Source organism: uncultured Nostoc sp., assembly GCF_937863485.1.
Lineage (GTDB): Bacteria > Cyanobacteriota > Cyanobacteriia > Cyanobacteriales > Nostocaceae > Nostoc.
Window position 1 is genome coordinate 1 of sequence record NZ_CALMFY010000225.1, and the last position, 20402, is coordinate 20402.

Consider the following 20402-nt stretch of genomic DNA (forward strand, 5'->3'; position numbering starts at 1 on the left):
GTATTCACTTTATCAACAACTGTGATTTTTCACAACTCATTTAGGATTGCTATAGTGCCAATTGATATAAAAAAGAGAATATATGCGACTATTTAGCAATAGTGATTTTACTCCTATCAGCATCAAATGCTGCTTAAAATTAGGGATTATATATGGTGCGATGGGGTCTGCTTCATTGTTATTCAGAGGAGAATTAGTCACAATTCTTGTATAATACCGATAATCACTTTAATTTGATTCATAAATTTAATTATAAAAATTCTCAAGATTACTCTCAGATGGATTTTACCTTAAGATCGATTGTTGTGATTTGGAAATTTCTCTGGTTTACGCCTTTATACACAAGGCGTTTGCCCTTGGCATTGGTGGTGCGATCGCACTTTCTTGATTTTTCTCTGCTGTCCCTACCATCCTCATAGTCACTGGGTAGTGGTAGCTTAGTAGTGACTGAGGAAAGCTACCAGACGTGAGTTTATGACAAGTACCGTTCAATCCCCCTACAGCAGCGAACAGATTGCCGCTTGGTTGCGTGGACTGCTCACCATTGCTTGGGCAGATGGTAATTTTGATCCTCAAGAACAAGAATTAATTGCCAGCATCACCAAAGATGAATTAGCTCTTGGGATTAAATGGGACTCACTAGAGATAATTACGCCAGAGGAATTAGCCCCAGTGTTGGGTAAAGGTACACCAGCAGCGGAAAATTTCTTAAGGACAGCGATAATGGTAGCGATCGCAGATGGTACTTATTCTCCCAGCGAAGATCAGGTTTTGCAACAGTTCTGCCAATCCTTAGAACAGCCAGAGAATTTACTCGAAGCCCTTCGCCACACCCTAGAACAGCCACTGCAAATTACCTCTACTATCCCCAGCCCTAGACTTACAAAACGTCAAATTAATGCACTACACCCCCTGCGCGACTGGCTCGATCGGCTAGATATCCAAGACCCAAGAGTAGCCCGCTTTTTGTGTAAAATGATTCCCTCTCAGTGTCCCTTTGAGCGGGATGTCACCCTATTTGGACGTAAGATTGTCCACATCCCACCGATGTGTAAAATTAACCCGTTATATGAGCAATTGGTGGGCTTACGTTTCCGCGCCCTCTCCTATCTGGCAGATAAATGTGGTGAAGATGTTTCACCATATATTTAGTTAGAGTAAGAAGTTATAATTTTAACTCCTAATTCCTAACTCCTCACTTCTCACTATTATTTAAGTATGCAATTTATCGACCAAGCAGAAATTGAAGTTGAAGCTGGTAAGGGCGGCGATGGTATAGTCGCCTTCCGGCGTGAGAAGTACGTGCCGACTGGTGGCCCCTCTGGTGGTAATGGGGGACGAGGCGGTTCGGTATTTTTCGTTGCCGATGAAAACCTGCAAACCTTGCTAGACTTCAGATACAACCATCGCTTTCAGGCAGAAAAAGGGACTCGTGGTGGGCCAAATAACTGCACTGGAGCAGCAGGAAAGGATTTGATCATCGAAGTTCCCTGTGGTACAACCATTTATGATGCTGAAACTAGCGAATTGCTGGGAGATTTAACTGAGCCTAAGCAGACTTTGCGGATTGCCCAAGGTGGTAAAGGCGGCTTGGGAAATCAGCATTTCTTGAGTAACCGTAACCGCGCCCCAGAATACGCCCTCCCAGGATTACCAGGGGAAATAAAGCAGCTGCGTCTGGAGTTAAAACTTTTGGCCGAAGTGGGGATTATTGGCTTACCAAATGCTGGTAAATCCACTTTAATTTCATCTTTATCAGCTGCACGCCCAAAAATCGCAGACTACCCCTTCACTACCCTCATCCCAAATTTGGGTGTAGTGCGGAAACCTACTGGCGATGGTACTGTTTTCGCCGACATTCCGGGACTAATTGAGGGAGCAGCTCAAGGAGCAGGGCTAGGACATGATTTCTTGCGCCATATTGAGCGCACGCGGGTATTACTTCACTTAATTGATGCTACTAGTGATGATGTGGTTCGAGACTATAACACAATTAAGCAAGAATTACAAGCTTATGGACGGGGTTTAGCAGAACGCCCGCAAATTTTGGCACTTAACAAAATTGATGCAGTTGATCGGGAAAGTGTCGATTTGGATGCGTTAGCTACCCAACTTAATCATCTCTCCTACGCCCCAGTTTTTGTGATTTCAGCAGTTACTCGCACCGGGTTAGAGCCGATGTTACAGGAAATCTGGGGAATTCTCGACCAAATCAAGGTTCCTGAAGAAGTGGAGGTATTTAGATAATTACTAATTCGTAATTCATAATCACCAGGAGAGAGTAATTCGTAATTACTACTTCCAGAAGGAAAGTGGTTTTGGCAGCGGAAATACTTTTTTTTTACTCACGGTATGGTAGGAAAGCTCTTAAAATTACGAATTATGTTGACGTATTCTGAATCAGGGGAATATTAATCACAAAGTCAGCGCCTTGTCCTGGCTGCGAAATACATTTTAAGGAACCGCCATGTCTTTCTGTAATGATCTGGTAGCTAATGGCAAGTCCCATCCCCATGCCTTTACCAACGGTCTTGGTAGTAAAGAAGGGGTCAAATAGTTGTTTCTTAACATCTTCTGGTATTCCCAATCCATTGTCGGTAATCCTAATTGTTACCTGATTTGGCTCCAGTAGTTGGGTGCAAATGCGAATTGTCGGAATTAGGGATTGGGAATTGGGCATTGGGCATTGGTTATTTCCCCCTGCTCCCCTGCTCCCCACTCTCTCTTCTAAAGCATCGATCGCATTTGTCAAAATATTCATGAATACTTGGTTTAGCTGCCCAGCGTAACATTGAACCCGCGGTAGTTTGCTGTATTCTTTGATTATTTCAATTGTCGGACGTTGGTCATTAGTCTTGAGGCGGCTTTGCAAAATCATCAGAGTACTGTCGATTCCCTCATGGATATCAACGGCTTTCATTTCGGCTTCATCTAAGCGTGAAAAAGTTCGTAAGGAAAGCACAATCTCCCGAATGCGGTCTGCCCCAATGTTCATTGAGTTGATTATTTGTGGCAAATCTGACTTCAAAAAGTCCAGTTCGATTAGTTCTGCAAAATCCTCAATTTCTGGCACAGGTAGAGGATAATGACTTTGGTAGAGTTGCAAAAGTGAAAGTAAATCTTGAGTGTATTCCTTGGCAGGGCTGAGGTTGCCATAGATAAAATTGACCGGATTGTTGATTTCGTGTGCCACTCCTGCGACTAGTTGACCCAAACTGGACATCTTTTCACTTTGAATTAACTGAGTCTGGGTGTGTTGAAGTTCGCGGAGTGCAACTTTAAGTTCTTCGGCTTGTTGTCGTAGTTGCGCTTCCGACTTGAGCAGGGCTTCCTTGGCTTGTTTACGTTCTGTAATGTCCCTAATAACAGCTACCCGACAGAAAGGCTCTCCTGTTTCAGGATGTTTAACCAGAAACAGGCTGCAATCAGTGGGAATTTCTATCCCCGTTTGAAAATGCCTATAGCGAAACTCGCCTTGCCAGAAACCATGTTGAAATATCAAAGGAGTAATCTGTTGCTGAAACTCTGCAAAAGCTTCTGGTGAATAACAATCAACCAAGGATTTGGTTTTGGCTACTTCCAGGCTACTAAGTCCCACCATCTTCAGTCCGGCAGGGTTCACATAGAGAATTTGCCCTTCCATTGAAGCAATGCCAATAAAGTCGCTGCTGTTTTCAATCAACGCTACAAATTTTTGCTGTTCCTCTTCTGCTCGTTTGCGTTCTGTGATGTCTAATACCATTGAGGCAACGCCAACAACCTGGCCATCAGGAGCCACTAATGCGTTGTTATACCACTCACAGACCATCGTCCTGCCATCTTTAGTGACGTTCTCGTTGACACTAAAACTTCTTCCTCGTTGTGTTAACAGGGCAGTGATAACCTCATTTACGTGTTTCCTGGCGTTTTCAGGTACTATAATCTCAAAACGATTCCCCAGCATTTCCTCTGGGGTGTATCCAAAGATTCTTTCTGCTGCCCGATTCCATGTCTGAATCTCAAAGTTAGTATTCCATTCAATAATGGCTAAAGGTGTTTGTTCAATCAGCAACGCCAGTCTTTGCTGTGAAGCTCTGAGTTCTGCCTCTGCTTGCTTGTATTCGGTAATGTCGCGAAAATACCAAATTCTACCGTAATAATCTTCTAAAGGTGATGTCTCACCATAAGCTCCTTGGTGTTTACGCACGGGTGCAGAATAACGGTCAAAAATCTTTCCAAACTTCAGGAAAATTTCATCACGGCTGCTTTCCTCTGGATGCTGGTAAAGATACTCCACCTTAGCCAGAAATTCGTCTGGATTGAGTAGTTGGTCTAGTACCCATCCCAGGAGTTGGCGATCGTCGCCTGTCTCAAGCAGTGCCGCAGGGATTTGCCATAACTTGGAGAATTTCTGATTGAATGATGCAACTTTACGATTTTCATCAATAATCAGAATTCCGTCGATGGAAGCTTCTTGTTGAGCTTGCAGCACAGCATTAGTGCGGTGTAGGTCTGATGCTTGCCGGCGATCGCGCAGTGTGCCAGTCACACCCAGAACTTTTCCGGCTTCATTCTCTAAAATGATGTCTCGAATACTACCCACCAGAAATTTATTACCAGTCTCATCCTCAAAGCAAGACTTTTTTGTAGATATGAGATGAGTTATACCCTGAGCATCGGTAAAAAGATCCTGGTTCTCATTAGTAATATTTGTAGTGAAAACCAGTTCATCTTGTTGCCGGAACACATCAGCTTCTGCTTGAGGAAAAAAATCATAGTCTGACTTACCAATTAATTCTTCTCGGCTATGACCTACGAAATGACAGTAGGTATCGTTAAGTAATACCCAGCGATGTTGACGGTCTTTGACAAAAATTGGGTCAGATATGCCATTGATCATCTGATGCAGAAATGTCGGCGAAAAGTTTTGCTGCTGCGTGTTTTGTTTTTGTGCGGAGTTATCTAAAAATCTAGGATGGTTCATACCAGAATTTATCTCTAAAATTAAGCAATAAAGAAACCTCTCTCTAGTTTTACTACGTAAAATCGCCCCTCTCTGCGTCGGAGAGGGAAAGACTTGAACGAGAATTCAAGGCAGGGAGAGGTTTGTCGAACTCACGTTTATTTAGCTCCGTGTGTGAAGATGAGTAGTATTTATTATTCCCACACTAAATATGGATGCAACAAGCAAAGCAATGTCTAACTTTTAGTGTTTTCAGGGGATTGGGGGCTGAGGACTAGTACCGCAAGGCGGAAGTCAAAAGTCAAAAGTCAAAAGTCAAAAGTATTATGGAATAAGCTTTTTAGGGCTTTTTAATGGTCTGTTTATTTCCGCCGTGCTGTACTAGGAAGATTTCTATTCTCTCCAGGAACAAAGACACATTAGCGATGCCTGCGGCGGGCTACGCCAACGCATTCATCATCTGTGGCGTGGTTTTTTTAAGTAGCAGAATTAATACAAAAGCTTAAAAGCCTTGCTTACTAGTAAAAAAACGGAGTTAGACTAGAACCACAGGGTAACAATCATCGGAATATTATGATGAGCGATCGCGACTATACATTAATTATTGACAAAAGCGGTAGTATGTCCACACCCGACCAAGTGGGTGGTAGAAGTAGATGGGAAATAGCCCAAGAGTCTACTCTGGCTTTGGCAAGAAAGGCCGAACAGTTTGACCCCGATGGTATTACTGTTTACTTGTTTTCCGGTAGATTTAAACGCTACGATGATGTCACCTCAGCTAAAGTCGCACAGATATTTCTCGAAAATGACCCTTCTGGGACAACAAATTTAGCAGGTGTACTTCAGGATGCCCTAAATAATTACTTTCAACGCAAAGCTGCCGGGAAAGCGAAGCCAAACGGAGAGACAATTTTAGTCATTACCGATGGTGAACCAGACGATCGCAAAGCTGTGTTTGAAGTCATCATTCATGCTACTCGCCAGATGGAACGTGATGAAGAATTAGGAATTTCGATCATTCAAGTCGGTTCAGATGCCCAAGCAACTAAGTTCCTCAAAGCTTTGGATGACCAGTTGCAAAGTGTTGGCGCTAAATTTGATATTTGCGATACCGTCACTTTAGACGACTTAGAAGAAATGAGCCTTGTAGATGTATTGACGAACGCAATCACTGACTAATCTGTTGATCACCCATAGTCCAATAAGCAATTTTAAATTTTAAATTTTGGATTGAAGGATTCAAAATTAAAACCTGGTTTCAGAGCAACTAGTTTCAACTATGGAAAAATCCTAAATCCCAAATTCCTTTCCCAATACCCTACCTTTAGGTTAACGGTTAATCTCAAATCCAAAATCCAAAATCGATTGACTCTTAATTGGAGAATTGAATAATGCTAGAAAATCGTGACTATACCTTGATTATTGACAAAAGCGGCAGCATGGCAACCCAAGATCAAAAGGGCGGTAGAAGTCGATGGGTTGCAGCACAGGAATCTACTTTAGCTTTAGCTAGTAAGTGTGAGCAATTTGACCCAGACGGCATCACTATCTATGTATTTTCTGGTAAATTTAAACGATACGAAAATGTGACATCCAACATAGTAGCGCAAATTTTTCGAGAAAATGATCCCTCAGGTACAACTGACTTAGCAGGTGTGTTAAAACACGCAACTGATGATTACTTACAACGCAAAGCAGCCGGTCAAACAAAGCCAAATGGTGAAACAATTTTAGTGGTTACTGATGGTGAACCAGACGATCGCAAAGCAGTCATGAAAGTGATTATTGAAGCTTCTCGCCGTATCGATCGAGATGAAGAATTAGCAATTTCCTTCATTCAAGTCGGCACAGATCCACAAGCTACCCGCTTTCTCAAAGTCTTAGACGATGAACTCCAAAGTGCTGGTGCTAAGTTTGATATCTGTGACACAATTACTATGGAAGATATGGAAGATTTGAGTCTATCGGAAGTGCTGCTCAATGCCATTAATGACTAGCTATACTATATTATTAGGAATTACAAAAATGGATTCCCTTGATAAGCTGTTAGCTGAACTGCAAGCTGAATACAAAGAAGTACAACCTCAACCGCAGCAGTCAAAATCAGCCACAGCCAAATCCTTTATTCCACCAGCGCCAAAGTCGGCATCTTTCATCGATAACCTTTTGGCAGAAATTCAGGCTGATTTTGCCCAACAGGATGCTGCTATTGAGTTAAAAAAACAGCAAGAACTAGAACAGGAAAGGGTTCGACAAGAACAACTCAAAGCTAAACAAATAGAGGCTTTGAAAGTGCAGGCAAAAGAATGGTTAGCCAGACTAGATCCACTTTCGTCCGAAGGACTTTGGTTTGAAAGGTTTGCTGAAAGTTACTCTTCCAAATTAGAGGCAGCGATTGAATATTTAAGAAGCAATTAATAAATAATTCAAAATTCAAAACCCTACTGATAAATCTGCTAGCTCAAATTATAAGTTAGCAATTATTTATTACCTATACTCAATATTAATGGTGATTTGTTCTAGCTAAATGTTGAACAGCCCATTCATGCATAGCATAGAGAATTGGTTGCAAAGTTTCTCCTAAAGGCGTTAGAGAATATTCTACCTTGGGTGGAATTTGGGGATAAACTTCTCGATGAATAATGCCGTCTTCTTCCATTTCTCTGAGTTGCTGGGTCAGCATCTTTTGCGTAACTCCAGGTAAAGCCCGTTGCAACTCACCAAACCGTTTGACGCCAGTCATTAATTCTCTAATAATCAAAACTTTCCAGCGTCCACCAATCACCTTTAGGGTAGTTTCTACTTCACAAGTCAGCCTGCGATGGTTTTCTGCTTCAGCTTTCATAGTTTTTTTGTAGGAAGAACCTGACTCAGGTTTACTTGTTCTTTATTTTTTAGGTGGGGATTCAGGGCAAACGTATCTTGTCAGTAAGAAAGGCATAATCTCAATAAAGAGCCAAATAATAGCATTAAGCACCGCTTATTGATAATGAATTAGGTGTAGACATCGCTATTAGCCTGTAGAAATCAACCGAACCATAAATCCCTATTCTATTGTTAAGTTGTAACCTTCTGCATAAGCATTGATAATTTTATCAAAGTCGCACTTTTCCAAAAACCCCTTTATTATCAACGTCAAATATATGAAAATAATAGGTCAATTTCTTCTGAAGTTCAGTTAGCATGAATTACTCCCTGAAAAAATAATAAACTGAAACTAAAAATACCACAAAATTTTTAAGCTATATGTATTTTTTTTACCTGTCAATAAAGTATAAGTACGAGGTCGCAGAGCGCTCACGATATATAGTTAAAACTCCTGATATGACTGCGGTTTCTGCTGGAAGGCAAGTTTCAACCAATTTTATGTTTTTGTTTTAACTCTTATTTCAATAAGTGAGCTTTACAAACAGTTATTAAATTAACTTGTTTTGTTAATTTAATAAATAAGTAATTATATTAATATCCTAAAAAGTCAATGGTCATCTTCATTCCTCAAAGTAGTACCTGCGCCACACTTTGCATACCGCCTAACGATCGCCTCGGTTGCTGCGATCATTAGACGATTTTCAAATACCGTATACACCGGAGTCCTAGAAGCTGACATTGGTGGAATCAGCCAAATGCGATATTCCCTTCTTTAGATAGTTAGCAGTTGCAATTCCTCCTGAACGGCGGCTTGACTATCAGCAGATTCCTGCACACGCTCAAGCCATTTTTCAGCTTTCGAGTAGTTGTCATGCTGTACCTCTTTAATCGCTTCCTTGAAGTGCAGCACCACGCCCCAAACATCACTGGAAAAGCGTTTTTCTTGCTTCATTTTGTTGAAGAAACTAACAGCTTCAATATGCGATAATCCCCCTTCCGTTTTAGCGATCGCCATAAACACTTCAAACACATCGTCTGCCATCTTGGCATCGCCACAGACATAGTAGTGGCATTGCGGATGACTGAGTATTCGCCAGAGTTCTTCAGCTTTTTCTTCCATTAAGCCTTGCACATAGACTTTCTTCTCGGTCAAACGCGAGAAGGCAACTTCTAACCCAGTCAGCACGCCTTGATTCTGCCAGCTTACAAGTTGCTCTCCATAGAGGAAGTCACTGCGATCGCGACAGCCGAAGTACAAGCAAGCATTACCTAATTGTGTTTCCTGCTGCAATAGGGCTTGCCTATACTGGAGGAAGGCAATCAGCGGCGATACCCCCGTACCCGGCCCAACCATCAGCATTGGCGCGAGTGGATCGCTGGGTGGACGGAAGCCGGAGGTGCGGACACTGATGCGAACCTTTGCCCCCGCTTCCAGTCCGGCAAGGTAGTTGGAGCAGAGTCCCTGACGGGTTTTACCTGCATCCGTTTTAACTTGCAACACTCCAACTGTGATTTGGATGTGCTGAGGATGAAGTAGAGGACAAGAGGAAATGGAGTAGAGACGTGGTTTCTGCTTCGGCAACAACTCTAGCAGGACTTCTAGGGTAATTTGGGCAGAAGGAAACTCATTGAACAGATCGACAACGCTGATGAAGTTGTCCGTGATCGTTTTCTTGAGCGTGATGCTGTCGGGATGCTCATCTCCTTGCCGCAGAATTTCCAACCAGGTTTCCAGGCGTTGTTTATCCTGGGGATTTTGTGCTACTGAGTATAGGTAAGTAAGCAGGTCATTGAATGGTTCGCGCAAAGTCAGATCCAGGTCTTCCAAGAGAACCTGTCCGATGGTTGTGGGAACGGTAACAGGAGGTTTTTCTTCTAATTCCGTACCATCGGGCATTAGATAACGAGCTGTAAAATAGGTGTTGGGGGATACTGAAAGGCGATCGCACAACTGATTCACCAACTTTGCCGGATTGCAAGGATAAACTGCAACATGATCACCTGTTTCATACTGCAAATCGGTATTAGAAATATCAAAGAGAAGATAGCGAGTAGAACGGCTACCGGGAATCACTTCTTTGAGCAGTTCGCTATTGGCAACCAGAGGTACTTCAACACCTCTGTCTCCACTCACTTCTACTGGTGAAACATGTGTTGCTTCTGTCTCACTCAAGAATGTAACCTTCAGTTGAGGTGCGGCTTGGGCTGTCGCATCGGCGGAGCTTTGATCCTCACCCAGAATGCGGGAAACCAGTCCTAACCATTGTTTGAAGGTGTCGGCTTGTCCCTTAATTTCATCGCCTTTGTGAAGTGGCACAATACAGTTACCTCCCGCCTTGGCGAGTGCCTTATCTAGGGAAATTCCGGCAGCGCAGAAGTTTTCGTAAACGGTACTACCAATGCCCATAACGGAGTAATTCAAACCGTCGAGGGAACGCGCAGGTTGTTTCTTCAACCACTGGAGGAACTTCTTGCCGTTTCCAGGTATTTCGCCATTGCCGAAGGTGGATGTGACGATGAGTAGGAGTTTCTCCGATGCCAGGGTGTCGGTGTTGTATTCATCCAGCGCCATCACTTTGGGACGGAATCGCTGGAGTTGACGAGCAACTTTCCGCGCAAAGCCTTCAGCAGTACCTGTCTCGGAAGCGTAAAGAATCAGGATGCGGTCTTGCTTGTTGTCGTCCTCGTCGGTAGTGGTGATCAATTTTTCCAGGTCAATACCATCTTCGACTGCCCAGCGATCGGCAGCATGGTGATAGGCTGGCTCTAAGTAGAAGTCGCGCATCTGGTGGTGCCAGACCGGACAGGCACTTCCTCCCGATGGGGGTACAACCCAACCCCAATCCCCCGGACACTCGCGTCCTGCTTTCTTCTCGCGTAAGTCGTGCGCTAGGAATTGACGAGAGGCAGATTGATGGTCTACCATTGTCACCTTCGCTTTTTGGAAGGAGTAGAGGATAGCAACGTTGAGTTCCAATGCGACGCGATCGCGCCACAATGTCTGCTCAGAACTAGTATCGAGCTTGAGAACTTTGGCGATGTCCTCCATCTTGTTGTAGCGGTACTCGTCCAGGAAATCCCGCATGATTTCAGTGCCCATGTACCAGCCATTAAAAGGAATGCAGGCGTAAGTGATGCCGCCAACGTGCATTGAAAAGTTGCTAATAGCAGGGACGGCGTACCAACGGAAGCCCAATGATTTGAATTCAGAAATCGTGGGATGCTCGATTTCCACTTCCAGAATCTCATCCCGATTCCAGTGGTACATCTTCGGTTCCATACCCGGAGCTTCAATCACTAAAGGCAAAATGTCGTACTCCGTGGGTAGTTCAGGGGGTTGCCAGCCCAATTTGATAATCGCTTTTGTCACGTCCAGGTTGGCAGGGTCGCCCAGAATGCTACCATCCGGTTGCTTGTATGCGGCATAACGAGCTAATTGTGGATTCCAGATGCGTGGCCCCCAGCGTTCCTTAGGATGTTTAGGACGAAAGACGGTCATCGTAATCTGGAGGTTACCGCCGTTTGTCGCAGACTGTAGATGTTCTTGGAGTTCACAGAACATCTCATCAGGGTCGCTAACGTGGCGGCGATCGCGGATCACCATATTATTCCACTGAATCCGCCCCACACACTTGGATGCATTGCGCCATGACACTTGTGCCCCATACGCGACTTCTTCATACGTGTGGGTATAGGTTCCGGTGGCGTGTACTTCCTCTTGAATTTCTGCCCAGCGTCGTGCCCTGTCCTCCGGTTCCCATGCCTGCTCAGTGGCGATTAGCTCCAGGTACTGCTTGGCTTTTTTGAGCAATCGTTCCTCATTCAGCTTGGGCAGCTTGATTACATTCACAGCGCGATCGATTAACGTCTGCCATCCCTGCTGTAACTCTGGCGTGAAGTCCGGTATGTACCGCTCAAACAAGGTAAACATAGCATCCGTTATTGCCGGATAAGCACAGGATGGCACCCCTGCATTAATATGCACCTGCCCTAAGAAGCGCAACTCTCGGATCATCTCATCACTGCTGCCACTTCTTAGGCATTGGACGAGAAATTCCAATGCCTGAAACAGGTGTAGAGACAGGTAATCCATGTCTGCTCGTCCAAAAATCGGCAATACAAAGGGATATTTCTCAAACAGGATTTGATAAAACTCCATTCCCATGACTTGCTTATTTTGGCTAAACACCTGCCAAGATCCCATCATCTTTTGCAGCATTTCTGGGGGCAAAGCCCGATTGTAGCGGTGATTTGCCTCTACCATCGGCACAATCACATGGGTATTGAAGAAGCGGTAGAGGGCAGAGTTTGCGCCTTTTGCTAAATCCTGGTGATCGTACTCTTCCAGGTAAGGAATCGATGGTAGCATCCACATCCACACCTGCCGTGCCTTCAACCAGTGCTGGGGACGCATCCCGATATCGGCAAACAGCGCACCGTAATCCTCAACCGTGTCAAACGAATCCCCTTTTTCTGGAGGTACGCCCATTAAGGGTTCCCCAATTATATTCTGAGTTTCAGGCTGAAGTTGGTGGATGCAGCAATCAAACAACTCAAAGAAAAAGTCATTGATGCTGTTAATCGCTTCCCCGAAGATGTACTCTAATTCAGGTGACTCTAGCAACAGGCGCTTCAAGAACTTTTCCATCTGCAATTCTTTCCATGCCCGCAGCTTGTTCCAAGCGTCTTTGACAATCACTTCTTCTTGCGGCGAGAGAGGAACAGATTCTGGCATCTCGAACTCGCCCTCTGTCTGAGTCCCTTTGCCGTGAGTGCGGCGAGTACTGTTTTGATTCCCCAAGATTGTAAAGGTGCTGCTACTTCCCTCAGTGCTACTTAGAGTCAGGCGAGTTTTTAGCTTCAATTGGGGCGCCTGGTTCCAAGTTGTAATCGGAAATTCTAACTCAGTGCTGCGCTCTCCATTCAGGCACTCCTGGGTGGCAAACGCCACCGTTCCAGCATCCTGCCAAGGTTGAGTGATGTCCCCTTCCCGGTAACGCAGAGTAATGGCGATCGTGCAGTCTCCCTTGTTTTTCAAATCTACCAACCAACTGGGTTGCGTGCGGTTCAGCAGATCCCTTGACAACAAGCTTTGTCCCTCTTCGGAAACTACCTGCAAATGGCATTTATACTTATAATTATTTGAAGCCGGGAAATCGAGTGCAGAAATCTCGGTTAGGTGGATAATTCGTTGATTGTCATTCATGCTTGAAAAGTCAATGAGTGAGAGGAGTGTGTAGTTAAATGTACTGTTCGCCAGAAATTTTATATTTTTTTTTAATTTATCCTAATTATTTAAAGGTAGATAATAAAATTTGATTTGTAAAGTAAACATTTTAATTTATAAAGTCAACATAAAGACGCGGGTTGAGAGTTTAAATTAATACTCAAGAAGCGAGATTACGGAGCATCAGTTGCACCAGATCTGCATAAATTATTAACTCACTTACTTCTAGCAATAAGTAAGTTGGCATGATAAAACTAAACTATGTAAACAAAGATAAACTAGGCTAAAATCCTCTTCCCTGCTGCTTCCTGCCTCCTTCTTCCTGCCTGATACCAACAACAAATTTTTACGCCGACCTAGTTATTCGTAATCCTTACTTAGATGTTGATAGCGTCCTAACCAACCCAAAGTATGTTCAAATACCCATCGTCTCGGTAGAACCTAGAACCCAATTTAAGCGATGGCGAGTGTCATCAACTCCAACAGTTGATAAACAGACACAACATGCCACAACTTCCTAGCACTACGAGTTAAAAAATAATTATCATGGCATTTGATAGTCAAAACCATTGTGAAATTACCCAAAGTTTAAATATGAATCGGCAGATGGTTCGTTTATGGCGAAATCCTATCGGCAAGGAAAGAAGTGGGGAATTAATTTGAAGAAGGCAAGAGGTAGACCTCCTACCTTGAAAGCTAGATGTTAAATGTTCTCAATTTTTTAACATTAGATACTCAAGGATATCTATAATTACGTAGCTACCAACTCAGAATCGATTTCCGATGGCGCACTATCTTGGACTAGCGATCGCGTTTCACCGTTGCGCTGGAGAATACCGCCAACCATTGCCAAGATGGCGTTTACCTTGCGGGTTCGCCACATATCTACAAGTTCTTGTACTTTAGTAGCAGACATCCGTCGCATCATCGCTTCGTAGAGATAAGCAGCATGTCCAGTTTCATCTTCGGCAATATTTAGCATTCCTAACTTCAAGTTCCGAGCAGTTGGCTCGTTATCAGGTAATACTTTCGCCATTCGCTTAAAGTCTTTGCTAGCATCTAACTCCAGAATGTATGTGCTAGCCATAAATACATCCCAATCAATCACATCAGGTTTGAGCTGTTCTTGAGGGTAGCCCTCAAAGAATGCTGCGAAAAAGGGACTACGCTGCTGTTGTGATTTTTTTGTGGATGGAGTTTGGGGTTGACGCTTGAAATCTATAACTTGTTTATCCAACTGTTGTAAAGCGTGGGCAAAGATTTTACCATGCCTAGTTTCATCTGATGCATGTTTTGCTAGTTTTTCCGCTAGCCATGTATCGCCTTCAGCAGCTGCGCGATCGCCAAGTGCAGTTAAAAACGGCACAGAGCCAGATTCCGCCAACTGAAACCCTGCAAGGATGTTGGGGCGGGTTTTCAAATCACGAATTTGAGCAGCAGAGTAATAGGCAAAGACGCCTGAACCAGCTAGATGCAGAATGTGAGTTAAGAAGTTCATCAGGAATTCCCGCTGACAATTGGAGGGTTACAATTCTTATACTAATCCGCATTTTCTATTCGGTTGTCGCCAAAGGGTCTTACCAATTGGGATTTTGAATTGCCTACAGTTAATAAATATATCTTTGCATTTTGCTAATATCATCCCACAGAGGTAATGCAGGTGAGTTTGAATGGAGAAATTAACTAAACCAGTGCGATTTTGGCTTTGTGCAACTATCATGATTTTCGGTTTAATCGGCTGCGATCGTTTTATCGGTACTTCTGGAGACGCGGTTGAGCGAGTCAGTGATGGCGATACTTTAGTAGTTAAAGATACCAACGGCAAAAATCTTACCGTGCGCTTTGCCTGTGTAGATGCGCCAGAAATAGCTCATACTAACAAAGAAAAGCAGAGTAAACGCATTAGCGATCGCAATCAATTTACTTGGGGTGTGAAAGCCCAACAACGGGTGCAAGAACTGGTGCAACAAGGAGGCGATCGCGTGACATTGAATATCACAGATAGCGATCGTTATGGGCGCAAAATTGCCGAAGTCCGGTTAAAAAATGGCACTTTTGTACAACAGGTATTGTTGCAAGAAGGGTTAGCAAAAGTGTATCGTCCCTATTTAAACAAGTGTCCTAGTAAAAACTTAGTTCAACAAGCCGAAGTTGAAGCGAAGCAGCAACGGCTTGGCGTTTGGAGTGATACTAAATTTGTTAATCCTTGGGAATATCGCAGCCTATATAAGAAGTAAAAATTCATAATTATCTTATGTGAGGGGATTTAAACCGTTCGACTAAGCGCTTACGCCAAAACCCCAACTAGAACTCTAAATACTTGCACAAGCACTGGTTACAAATCCTTTTTAATTATGAATTATGAATTAATAATTATGAATTAGGTTGATAACCTCTACTCCTCTCCCCAAGTTTGCAGTTGCAAATAAACTAGTACCAGCGTCACTGCTAATAACACCGTCGCGGCTGCTGCTGCATAACCAAAATCAAACTGACCAAAAGCCTCTTGGTAAATGTAGTAAACTAGCAAATTAGTCGAATTCAGTGGGCCACCGTCAGTCATCACATAAACTTGCTCAAAACTCCGCAATGTAAAAATCGCAGTGGTGATGATTGCAAATATCACAGTCGGGCGCAATCCGGGCAGAGTAATATACCAAAATTGTTGCCAAGCATTTGCTCCATCCAAATCTGCTGCTTCATAACGACTAGGAGGAATTGCTTGCAACCCTGCTAAAAAAACTACCATATTGAAACCTAGTTGTTTCCAAATACTCATTGAAATAAGTACCGGCATTGCCCAAAATGTGTCTCCTAGCCAGGGTATGGGTGAAATGCCAAAAAAATCTAAAAGTCTGTTAACTGGCCCTGATGTTTGAAACAGCCAGCGAAATCCCAAACCTGCTGCCACAAGTGAGATAATTGAAGGTAGAAAATAGACACTTCGCAGGATGCCCCGCAAGGGAATGGAGCGGTTTAATAGTACTGCCAATCCCAAGGAGATAACTAAACTGGGAATGATGGTGGCAACTGTAAAATAAAAGGTGTTACCCAGAACTTGCCAAAAGTCGGGATTTAGTAGCAAGCGCCAATAGTTTTTTAAGCCTATCCAATAAATACCTTTTAAAGTAAAACTACCAGCGGTGAAACTGAGGTAAAACAAATAGGCGATCGGCCAAATGATAAAAACGCCCAACAAAATTAGTGCTGGTGTGAGAAAAATCCAGGCAGCTACTGGATCATTATCCAACCACGACTTAGTATATATTTTTGGCATCTATAATTAACCCTCCCAGCTGTTATGACTCTCCGCCTTGATTCTACCCTTAGCTTGGTTTCTCCCAGTATTAGCGATGTATGCCGACAAGTCGCCTCGGTAATTATGGCTTCTGGGAATGGTAGCAATTTTGATGCAATACTGCGTAGGTTTTGCCTAAAAAATAAAAATGTGTCGCACCTCTATACTTGAATTCGGTCCTAAAAAGTTTGAAGTACTCCAACACGACTTTGAAGTACCTCAACACGACTTTGTAGTACCTCAACACGACTTTCAAGTACTTCAACATGACTTCGAGGTATCTGTATGCTGTGGAATAGCTGAACTTCTGAGGCGATCGCTTGGGTAAGCTCTTGGCTCATAATTATCTCTATATAGGAATACGGTTCAGTTAGCGATAATTGTAGGTTGGGTTGAGGAACGAAACCCAAACAAGCCTTGATGATGTTGGGTTTCACTTCGTTCAACCCAACCTACACAAATTCTTTCCCACTGCTGTAAGTCTATTTATAGCTGCCTACTCACTTTGATTGTTGTTAGTTTTATCGATTTGTTGGTGGAGCAACAACAGCTTTCACAACTATAGCTTTGACACCTTAATATCTCTATCCGCAAGCTCTAATTGCTGCTGGGTTTGCCGTAAGCGATCGCGGCTTGCTGCACTTAGCGGAAACTCCTGTCGCACTGCTATTGTAAACGCCTGCTGATATGTTTGCAGGTTTTGCTGATGTGTCTTAAACCGTGCAGTCACTAGTGCCTCTAATCGGCATCGTGTCCTCATTCTGCAGCCCCAAAATTTGCTGGAGATTTTGCAGATCGTGGCATTAATTGGACGAGTTTTGTTTAAATTTTTACAGCAAAACCTCATCAGGCGTAGGCGTAGCCCGTCGTAGACATCGCAACAAGGATGAAATTCTATCTATTTATGTGAGAAAAATCCAGGCAGCTACTGTATCATTATCCAACCAAGACTTAGTATATTTTTTTGACATCTATAATTTTCCCTCTTAGCTGTTATGACCCTGTGCCCTGATTCTACCCTTAGCTTAGTTTCTCCCAGCATTAGCGATTGCCAACAAGTTGCCCCTCTAAAACTGGGAATTATGGCTTCTGGGAATGGCAGCAATTTTGATGTAGTTGCTCAAGCTATCCAAGATGGGCAGCTAAATGCCCAAATTCAAGTTTTAATTTACAATAACCCTTCGGCGAAAGCAGCCGTAAGAGCAGCCAATAGAGGTGTAGAAGCTGTTTTATTGAATCACCGCAACTATAAAAGTCGAGAAGAGTTTGATGAGAAAATTGTGCAGACATTGCGGCACTACGATGTGGAATGGGTGATTTTGGCAGGTTGGATGCGACTGGTAACGTCAGTTTTCATTGATGCTTTTCCTGAGAGGATTATTAATATCCATCCTAGTTTGTTACCTAGTTTCAAAGGAATTCATGCTGTAGAACAAGCCTTGGCATCTGGAGTAAAAATCACTGGTTGTACAGCGCATATAACTTGTTTAGAAATGGACAGTGGCCCAATATTAATGCAAGCCGCAGTACCAGTATTACCGGATGATACAGCAGAAACACTCCACGCCAGGATTCAAATTCAGGAACATCGGATTTTGCCACTGGCGATCGCTCTGGCGGCCTCTTCCTGAAAAGGTGCACTAAGCCTAACGTAAAAATACATGATGTTGTTGGCGATAATAAAAGAACCCCTCCCCGCTCTTCGGGGCTACCGTGTATACACAAGTCGTATTACCCCCCTTAATCCCCCCGATGTATTGGGGGGAGATCGGAAATCTGGTTCCCTCCCCAATCCATCGGGGAGGGTTAGGGTGGGGTAATACGAGAGTCCAAACCCAGGTTCGTAAGATATTTCCGACTTGTGTACATCACTGTAGGCTCTTCGGGGAGAGGTTCTTGGGGTTTAATAAGTAATCAAGCGGACATAATATAAAAAGTCATAAATAAACAGTTAACTCTGTTGCATTTGGGTATGACGAGGAACAACAGTCATGATTTAAACTTCTGTTCTATTTGCAGATATTCAGGAACGCCGACGAGTTCTTGAAAATCTTGAAAGCTAACCAAATCAGGTAATTCAGTGGTGGTTCCTTGTTCTTTTAAATGAAGAAAACAAGCAGTCATTACCTTTGTGACAGCTAGGAGAGCAGTCAAAGGGAAAAACACAATTTTGAAGCCCAACTGTTGTAACTTTGCTGGAGAAACTTCGGGAGTTTTACCACCTTCAACGATATTAGCTACTAGTGGCACATCCGGGAAAGCTGCGGCGATCGCTTTTAATTCTTCAATAGACTGGGGAGCCTCTACAAATAGTATATCTGCACCAGCGGCAATGTAAGCCCGACCACGAGCGATCGCTTCCTCTAAACCTAGTAACGCACGGACATCAGTACGAGCAATAATCACCAAACCGCTATCACCCCGCGCCTCCACAGCTGCCCTGATTTTACCAACGTGTTCCGCCTGGGAAATAACTTGTTTGCCCTCAAAGTGTCCACATTTTTTCGGCCATTCTTGGTCTTCTAGTAATACACCAGCCACCCCCAACTGGACAGCATCCTTAATTGTGCGGACAACATTTAAAGCGTTGCCATAACCAGTATCTAAATCTGCAATTAGGGGAATATTCACCGACTGAGCAATTCGTCCCACACTATAGAGCATTTCGGTAGCAGTAACAAAACCGTAGTCTGGTAAACCCAGCGTGGAAGCGGCAATCCCAAAGCCACTTGTAACCACTACTTCAAAACCTGTCTGCTCAACTAGCTTGGCTCCCAGACAATCGTAAACACCTGGGATGATGATAATTTCAGGACGTGCAAGTAACTGTCGCAGTTTTTGAGAAGAAGACATAAAAATTCAAAATTCAGGCATTGCAGAAACTTGAGTAGGACTTACGCACACTCTACGAATTCTCGGCGTTCTTGGCAGTTCGATAAATTACAGCTATTTTCAGGTAAATAGACCACGCGGTAGGGAATCTTGGCCTTGCGCCCCTACGACAGATGTGGTTCAAATACTTGAATTCTGCTGTAAGCTTTTTCATGATTTTAGCGTAAGTCCTGTTGAGGTAAAAAATATTCTCACTTTGAGGATACAGTATGGCAGCACAACTGTGCGCTTCTACCTTTGTGGTTTAAAAATCTGGGTCACAGAGGAATGGGATATGAAAATTTGAGTTGTATATGTGGGAACTCTAATTTGAAGAAAGTTACTGGAGAATAATTTCCATGTCTTCAACTAAAATTAGCGCAACACTGCTCATTGGTGTCAACTTAACGTAGAAGTTAGGTTTAGCAAGCGTTCTAGGATTGCCCTCATCCCCTAACCCCGAATCCCATATTGGCAGAAGGGGAACTGGAGAATTTACTCCCCTCTCCCAATTTTGGGAGAGGGGCTGGGGGTGAGGGTAAAACTCATACAGTCAGCAGATTTCAGCTTAAGTTGACACCTATGAACACTGTTACTCTGCCACAAAGCTATTAATTATTAGCTTCAGCAGCTTCATACGCTTGTAGGAGCCTAGCATGATCGAGAGTAAATCCTACTTGCATGGCTATCTGGGTAAATAAATCAATCTCAGGCTGTTGCCAATCACGGTGCCCAGAACACTGATGTGCAATTAACAAGCCAAATAGCTGCTCATCTTTGATAATGGGTGCTACTAAATTTGCTTTCACAGAAAAGGATTCGAGCAGGCGAATGTGACAATCAGCCAAATCAGACTCATAAATGTTGTTGATTGCAACAACGCGACCAGACTGGTACTTTTCTACATAGCCTTGAGTGAAACAGGAGTCGTGGATTTTAGACCGCAAAACTTTGGGATAACCTGGAAGCACTGATTCGGCAATTATAATTCCCAACCAATTAGCGTAAAAGCTATAAACCAGTACTCGGTCAGTACTCAGGGCTTTGCGAACCTCTTCTACAGTGGTTTTGATTACATCATCTTCGTTGAGCGATTGGCGAATGCTGCGAGTAATATCCACTAGTAACTGACTTCGCATCCTTTCAGCTTCGATTCGTTGCAGGAGTCTTGCATGGTCGAGAGCAAATCCCACTTG

At 43.5% G+C, this 20402-nt stretch carries 17 protein-coding genes and 1 pseudogene; 7 read left to right on the forward strand and 11 right to left on the reverse strand.

Translation table 11 applies throughout. The features are described from left to right. Nucleotides 1-474: 474 nt before the first annotated feature. Together Q0541_RS30850 and obgE are read left to right on the forward strand one after the other, a co-directional pair. Nucleotides 475-1152, forward strand: a complete 678-nt coding sequence (locus Q0541_RS30850; RefSeq protein WP_298920127.1) for a Mo-dependent nitrogenase C-terminal domain-containing protein — start codon at nt 475-477, stop codon at nt 1150-1152. A 66-nt stretch (nt 1153-1218) separates the two neighbouring features. Continuing rightward, nucleotides 1219-2247, forward strand: a complete 1029-nt coding sequence (gene obgE / locus Q0541_RS30855; protein ID WP_298920130.1) for a GTPase ObgE — start codon at nt 1219-1221, stop codon at nt 2245-2247. Nucleotides 2248-2380: 133 nt separating this feature from the next. Here the strand turns inward: obgE and Q0541_RS30860 are convergent, their stop codons facing one another. Then, nucleotides 2381-4963 (reverse strand): PAS domain S-box protein, encoded by a 2583-nt coding sequence (locus tag Q0541_RS30860; RefSeq protein WP_298920135.1) that lies wholly within the window; start codon nt 4961-4963, stop codon nt 2381-2383. Nucleotides 4964-5515: 552 nt separating this feature from the next. Here Q0541_RS30860 and Q0541_RS30865 point away from each other — a divergent pair. The 3 genes from Q0541_RS30865 to Q0541_RS30875 all read left to right on the forward strand — a co-directional run bounded on the left by Q0541_RS30865 (nt 5516) and on the right by Q0541_RS30875 (nt 7360). After that, nucleotides 5516-6121, forward strand: coding sequence for a VWA domain-containing protein (locus Q0541_RS30865; protein ID WP_298920139.1), 606 nt, complete (start codon nt 5516-5518; stop codon nt 6119-6121). A 212-nt stretch (nt 6122-6333) separates the two neighbouring features. Further along, complete coding sequence (locus Q0541_RS30870; protein ID WP_273764637.1) at nt 6334-6939, forward strand: VWA domain-containing protein; 606 nt, start codon at nt 6334-6336, stop codon at nt 6937-6939. 28 nt (nt 6940-6967) lie between these two features. Next, nucleotides 6968-7360 (forward strand): hypothetical protein, encoded by a 393-nt coding sequence (locus Q0541_RS30875; protein ID WP_298920142.1) that lies wholly within the window; start codon nt 6968-6970, stop codon nt 7358-7360. Nucleotides 7361-7445: 85 nt separating this feature from the next. Here the strand turns inward: Q0541_RS30875 and Q0541_RS30880 are convergent, their stop codons facing one another. From Q0541_RS30880 to Q0541_RS30900, 5 genes and pseudogenes are all read right to left on the reverse strand, one after another. Continuing rightward, a complete protein-coding gene (locus Q0541_RS30880) occupies nt 7446-7787 on the reverse strand; it encodes a helix-turn-helix domain-containing protein (protein WP_298920145.1) in 342 nt (113 codons plus the stop codon). Nucleotides 7788-8417: 630 nt separating this feature from the next. Beyond that, entirely contained in the window at nt 8418-8549 is a 132-nt protein-coding gene (locus Q0541_RS30885) for a hypothetical protein (RefSeq protein ID WP_298920147.1), read from the reverse strand. Nucleotides 8550-8582: 33 nt separating this feature from the next. Beyond that, nucleotides 8583-13016 (reverse strand): nitric oxide synthase oxygenase, encoded by a 4434-nt coding sequence (locus tag Q0541_RS30890; RefSeq protein ID WP_298920149.1) that lies wholly within the window; start codon nt 13014-13016, stop codon nt 8583-8585. A gap of 384 nt (nt 13017-13400) precedes the next feature. After that, nucleotides 13401-13487 (reverse strand): annotated as a pseudogene (locus Q0541_RS30895) (IS5/IS1182 family transposase); the annotation flags it as partial. Nucleotides 13488-13788: 301 nt separating this feature from the next. Next, a complete protein-coding gene (locus Q0541_RS30900; RefSeq protein ID WP_298920151.1) occupies nt 13789-14535 on the reverse strand; it encodes a ferritin-like domain-containing protein in 747 nt (248 codons plus the stop codon). Between the two features lie 172 nt (nt 14536-14707). Here Q0541_RS30900 and Q0541_RS30905 point away from each other — a divergent pair, with 172 nt between their 5' ends. After that, nucleotides 14708-15274 carry a thermonuclease family protein gene (locus Q0541_RS30905; RefSeq protein WP_298920153.1) on the forward strand — a complete coding sequence of 189 codons (567 nt, stop codon included), beginning with the start codon at nt 14708-14710 and terminating at the stop codon, nt 15272-15274. A gap of 158 nt (nt 15275-15432) precedes the next feature. On the opposite strand, the gene Q0541_RS30910 is transcribed toward Q0541_RS30905, so the two are convergent. From Q0541_RS30910 to Q0541_RS30920, 3 genes are all read right to left on the reverse strand, one after another. Next, entirely contained in the window at nt 15433-16314 is an 882-nt protein-coding gene (locus tag Q0541_RS30910; RefSeq protein WP_298920155.1) for a carbohydrate ABC transporter permease, read from the reverse strand. Between the two features lie 200 nt (nt 16315-16514). Further along, nucleotides 16515-16676 carry a hypothetical protein gene (locus Q0541_RS30915; RefSeq protein WP_298920157.1) on the reverse strand — a complete coding sequence of 54 codons (162 nt, stop codon included), beginning with the start codon at nt 16674-16676 and terminating at the stop codon, nt 16515-16517. A 218-nt stretch (nt 16677-16894) separates the two neighbouring features. Then, nucleotides 16895-17095, reverse strand: a complete 201-nt coding sequence (locus Q0541_RS30920) for a hypothetical protein (RefSeq protein ID WP_298920159.1) — start codon at nt 17093-17095, stop codon at nt 16895-16897. Between the two features lie 235 nt (nt 17096-17330). Here Q0541_RS30920 and purN point away from each other — a divergent pair, with 235 nt between their 5' ends. Then, nucleotides 17331-17966, forward strand: a complete 636-nt coding sequence (gene purN / locus Q0541_RS30925; RefSeq protein ID WP_298920160.1) for a phosphoribosylglycinamide formyltransferase — start codon at nt 17331-17333, stop codon at nt 17964-17966. Between the two features lie 358 nt (nt 17967-18324). Here the strand turns inward: purN and Q0541_RS30930 are convergent, their stop codons facing one another. Further along, nucleotides 18325-19188 carry an oxaloacetate decarboxylase gene (locus Q0541_RS30930; protein WP_298920162.1) on the reverse strand — a complete coding sequence of 288 codons (864 nt, stop codon included), beginning with the start codon at nt 19186-19188 and terminating at the stop codon, nt 18325-18327. 629 nt (nt 19189-19817) lie between these two features. Next, on the reverse strand, nt 19818-20402 hold a 585-nt coding region (locus tag Q0541_RS30935), incomplete at its 5' end, for a GAF domain-containing protein (protein WP_298920164.1).